Annotated in this window: 4 protein-coding genes and 2 pseudogenes; 3 read left to right on the top strand and 3 right to left on the bottom strand. The window is 69.2% G+C overall.

Annotated elements, in window-relative coordinates:
- Nucleotides 1-264: 264 nt before the first annotated feature.
- Both ASC99_RS30220 and ASC99_RS30225 read left to right on the top strand, forming a co-directional pair.
- Nucleotides 265-1518: an IS256 family transposase gene (locus ASC99_RS30220; RefSeq protein ID WP_082598765.1), complete on the top strand. Its 1254-nt coding sequence runs from the start codon at nt 265-267 to the stop codon at nt 1516-1518.
- Nucleotides 1515-1922, top strand: a complete 408-nt coding sequence (locus ASC99_RS30225) for a hypothetical protein (RefSeq protein ID WP_057238015.1) — start codon at nt 1515-1517, stop codon at nt 1920-1922. The genes ASC99_RS30220 and ASC99_RS30225 overlap by 4 nt, the downstream gene beginning before the upstream one ends.
- Before the next feature lie 174 nt (nt 1923-2096).
- Here the strand turns inward: ASC99_RS30225 and ASC99_RS30230 are convergent, their stop codons facing one another.
- Both ASC99_RS30230 and ASC99_RS30235 read right to left on the bottom strand, forming a co-directional pair.
- Nucleotides 2097-2657, bottom strand: coding sequence for a hypothetical protein (locus ASC99_RS30230; protein ID WP_057238018.1), 561 nt, complete (start codon nt 2655-2657; stop codon nt 2097-2099).
- Between the two features lie 540 nt (nt 2658-3197).
- Nucleotides 3198-3668: a DUF402 domain-containing protein gene (locus ASC99_RS30235; RefSeq protein WP_057238020.1), complete on the bottom strand. Its 471-nt coding sequence runs from the start codon at nt 3666-3668 to the stop codon at nt 3198-3200.
- A gap of 131 nt (nt 3669-3799) precedes the next feature.
- Here ASC99_RS30235 and ASC99_RS30240 point away from each other — a divergent pair.
- Nucleotides 3800-3976: pseudogene (locus ASC99_RS30240) on the top strand (MFS transporter); the annotation flags it as partial.
- 390 nt (nt 3977-4366) lie between these two features.
- Here ASC99_RS30240 and ASC99_RS37995 read toward each other — a convergent pair.
- Nucleotides 4367-4566: pseudogene (locus ASC99_RS37995) on the bottom strand (transposase); the annotation flags it as partial.
- Nucleotides 4567-4687: the final 121 nt, after the last annotated feature.

Consider the following 4687-nt stretch of genomic DNA (forward strand, 5'->3'; position numbering starts at 1 on the left):
CACCACCGCAGCAGGCTCGCCCGCCTCAAGAACAACCAGCCCATCTGCAACGACTGCGACTGACCAACCCGCACAACGAGCCACCGCCAACCCGGAGCCTCTGCGACTCTCGCTCCGGCCGGGCAGGCGAAGGCAGGCAGGAGCAATGCTCAAGACCTGTGGATCGGTTCCGGGAGGGCACGCGGAGGGCGTACCTTCCCGAATGATCCTCTGATGGTCACCGAGTAGGCCAGCGTTCGCAGCGCGGGTCGGGAAGGCACGCCCGTGCTCAGCGTAGTCACCGACGACGGCTCCACCCAGTCCGGCTCCCTGATCGACGAGATCGTGCGCGAAGGCGCCCGACGGATGCTGGCCGCCGCCCTGGAGGCGGAAGTCAACCAGTACATAGCCGAGTTGGCGGCCGAAACCGACGAGGCTGGCCGGCGTCTGGTGGTCCGCAACGGCCACCACCGGTCCCGGACCGTGGTCACCGCCGCCGGTCCCGTCGAGGTCAGTGCCCCGCGCGTTAACGACCGTCGCGTCGATGAAGAGACCGGCGAACGCAAGAGGTTCTCCTCGAAGATCCTCCCGCCGTGGTGCCGCAAGTCGCCGAAGATCTCCGAGGTGCTGCCGCTGCTCTACCTGCACGGTCTGTCGTCCGGGGACTTCGTGCCCGCGCTGGAGCAGTTCCTCGGTGGCGCGGCCGGACTGTCGCCGGCGACGGTGACCCGGCTGACCAAGCAGTGGGGCGACGACCACGCCGCCTTCCAGGCCCGCGACCTGTCCGACCGCGACTTCGTCTACGTATGGGCCGACGGGGTGCACCCGAAGGTCCGGCTCGGCCAGGCACACTCGTGCGTGCTGGTCCTGCTCGGGGTGCGACTGGACGGCACCAAGGAGCTGATCGCCCTAGCGGAGGGGCTGCGGGAGTCGACCGAGTCGTGGGCCGACCTGCTGCGCGACTGCCGCCGACGCGGCATGCGCGACCCGGAGCTGGTCGTCGGCGACGGCGCGATGGGCCTGTGGAAGGCGCTCGCCGAGGTCTTCCCCGGCGCCCGCCACCAGCGGTGCTGGGTTCACAAAGCGCGCAATGTCTCGAATGCCCTGCCGAAGTCCGCACAGCCGGGCGCCACGAGGGCGATGCAGGAGATCTACAACGCAGAGGACCGCGAACACGCCGAGCAGGCAATCGAGGCGTTCGCCAAGACCTACAGCGCGAAGTTCCCCAAAGCCGTTGCGAAGATCACCGAAGACCAGGAAGAGCTGCTGGCGTTCTACGACTTCCCGGCCGAGCACTGGATCCACCTGCGGACCACGAACCCGATCGAGTCGACCTTCTCCACCGTCAAGCTCCGCACGAAGGTCACCCGCGGCGCCGGCAGCCCGGCCGCCGCCCTCGCGATGGTGTTCAAGCTCGTCGAGTCCGCCCAGAACCGCTGGCGCGCGATCACCGGAGCCCACCTCGTTGCCCTTGTCCGGGCAGGTGCCACGTTCGAGAACGGCGTGCTGGTCGAGCGAAATGATGAAATTGCCGCATGACCGGCCCTCACCACGACGACGAACCCCCCGAGCACCGCCGCTATGCCCAATACCTGCAGGCCTTGGAAAGCGTCGCGGAGGCGGACGAGGCCAACCTACTGGCGGCCGTCCTTCGTGACGACTGCGTATCGATGGCCGAGAGTGCGGTGAACCACCACCTCGAACGCATCGAGGTCCGCGCCTCCACCGACCCCGCCCTGCACGACCGCTGCATCATCGGCGACGACCAGCAGGTCCAGCTCCTCGGGTCCTCCGTCACCGGCGTCGGCAAGCACCTCACAGCCGTCATCAGCCCGCCCGGGGACATCGCCCAGGCCTACCGGCAGAAGTACGAAAAAATCTGGCGCGACGCCCAGCAAATCAACCCACAGAACGTCAGCACACCGCCTGCACAACCGACTTAGCCCCAGCCCCGCGCACGGTGTCCTCCTTCGCCTCGCTTCCTTGTAATGGTGCCGACCGTCGATCTCCAGCACGATCCGTCGGCCGTGTGGCAGGAGCATGAGGAAGTCCATCCGGTGGTTCAGCACCGGGTCAACCAGGCCCTCGACGAAACGGCCGATGGTCGGCCGGGGTGCTCACGCCGCCTCGGAGCCGCCCGCCTGGTCTTCCTCCCACGGCATCACCAGCCGGGGCTCGCCCTCCGGGCTCCAAGCCACCGGCAGGTCGCGGTTGTCTGCGTGGGCCCGCCAGCCGTGCATCTCGGCGTCGTAGTCGGCCGAGATCAGCGCGACCCTCACCCGCGCCGGACGACGCGGGCTGACCGACTCGTCCCACTCCAGGACATCCAGCACCGCGCGGCCGTCCAGCACCGCCCAACCCGTGGCCGCGACCTGCCTGGCCCAGCTGGAACGCACACTGAGCTGGATGTGCGGCGGGTGGCCGTACTCCACCTTGTAGCTGAACCACATGCCGGGCTCGCTGTCGGTGATCGACGACTCGACCTCCGCCGCCGCCAGCGCAGGCACCCGGGAGGAGTCGTGCCCAGCCTTCTCCCGTCCGGCCTGGAACGCCGGCGGCGGCGCGGGGCGCTCGGCGTAGCGCATCTCCTCGTGCTCGCAGGTGAACCCGGCCCGCACCGCGCTCACCACCGTCTCGCCGATCAGCTTCCTCGCCTCGCCGACCTTCACCGCCAGCACCACCCTTCCCTGTACAGCCCGCCGCCACGGCGGGCACCGGGGCCAGGTATCGCACACCCCGGCCCGGACCCGCCCGGGAACCAGCGAACAGCACCCACTCAGGTGCTGGGTCTTACCCGAGCCGGACGGCACGACGCCCCGGCACCGGACCTGAGAGGTCCGTACCGGGGCAGAGGTCGCCACTCAGCTACAACCGCCAGCGCACTGACAGGGACCGCCCGACTGACAACCGCACGAGCAGCCGGGACCGCACTGGCAGCCGATCGGCACGTCAATCCCACGCACTGCCAGTTCGGAGTTCTGGTTCTGCGCCATGGTGCACCGTCCTTCCAACAGTCGACACCCTGCCGACCGCCGTGGATCTTCCCATGACGGACCGTCAGCACGCCATCACTCTTGACAGATCGGGGGCGCCGGCGCTGCGGACGAGCCACTCCACCACCGGACTACCCGTGACCGCCATCGGGAGTCGAGTGCGCAAGCTGGATGGCGGGGAGCGCGCTGCGCGCAGGGCCTGCCTCCGGGCCCCTGTCGTCGGTGTCACCGCAGGGCCTGGTCGGGGACATGCTCGGCGCCAGCGGGCAGTTCGGGCAGCGGCCAGGCGGGGTCCGGAGTCCAGATCGACCAGCCGCCGGCGAACGGGCCGGTGCGGTTGTCGAGCATGGTGATCGCCCGCCCCTTGGCCTGCTCGACCTGGCGGTGGAGGTAGTCGTCGATCACGCCGAGGCGGCGCAGCTGCGCGTACTCTTCGTGGTCCTTCCAGTGGTGGCCGGACAGGTCGGGGGTGACGACCAGGTCCAGACACAGGTCCAGCGTGTCGATGCCGATGCCGGGGCGGCGCAGGAAGGGCTTCTCGAAGTTGACGTACCAGCGCAGCGGCTCGCCGGTGGCGGCGTCCTGGAAGCAGTGCACGGAGAACCACTCGCCGTTCAGGAAGTGCGACAGCAGGGTGGTGCCGGTCCAGCGGTAGCGGTCCAGGGCCCAGGTATCGGCCGCCAGGTCGGTCAGCATCCGCTCGCGCAGGGCCTAGTCGCCGGTACGGGCCTGGGACAAGGGACCCAACTACCCCGCCGCCGCCGAGATGCTCGACATCATCTGGGGCGAGGTCATCACCGACCTCGGCTCCGACTACGACGCCTACTCCTAGCCGCGTGCTGATGGTGGCGATGGACCTCACCCGGGCCGGCGTCGCCCTCACCCTGCCGTTCGTCACGCAGGTCTGGCAGATCTACGTCCTGATCTTCCTGCTGCAGGCCGCCTCCGCCGCGTTCACCCCGACGTTCCAGGCCACCATCCCCGAGGTGCTGCCCGCCGAACGCGCTGGGCGACCAGTTGATCGGGGCGGCTGGTCGACCCCGGGCGGGCGGCCGATGAGGCGAATGCGTCCGCCGTGGCAGTAGCATCTGCCGACCGGTCGAGGGGGGCCGAGTCTGCCAGGTGCGGCGGTCATGCGATGAGGGCGTGAGGGGTGGGGATGTTCCCACTTCGGACCGTGTGCGAGGGCCGGACGCGTGGGCTGTGCGCGGGTGGGTGACGTCGGACAAGGGCCTGTGGTGGTGCGGCCAGGCATGGGGCGGTTGGGGTCGCGATTGGAGAAAGTTACAGATTCCGTGGCGCAGTGCGACGATCGAGAGAGAGCTCTTGACGGTCGCCACGCTCGGGATGCTCTTCGGCATGGTCCGCGAGGTCATCCGCCGCCTCGTGGCCTGCACGTACTCGCGCAGGTCGTCGCGCACCTGCCCGGCGTCCCACTTGGCCCGCCCAGCAGGTGCTGCATGCCGTCCGGTGTGGCCTCCCCCGCCCATTCGGCGATGGTCCAGCAGTTCTTGCGCGGCAGGTCCGACAGCAGCCCGAGCGTCAACTGGCTTGCGCGGCGCCGGGGTTCGACTCGCTTGAACCGTCCCGCTATCCCGACTCATCAGGCCCCTCGAGCGCCTCCTGCCAACGGGCAGGGTCTACGCTGTGACCTGCGGCCACTGCGTGATCTTCAGTCTTCACACACCGATGATCAACGGTGACCGCACCCGTCT

Origin of the sequence: Kitasatospora sp. Root107, assembly GCF_001424875.1 — a bacterium.
Lineage (GTDB): Bacteria > Actinomycetota > Actinomycetes > Streptomycetales > Streptomycetaceae > Kitasatospora.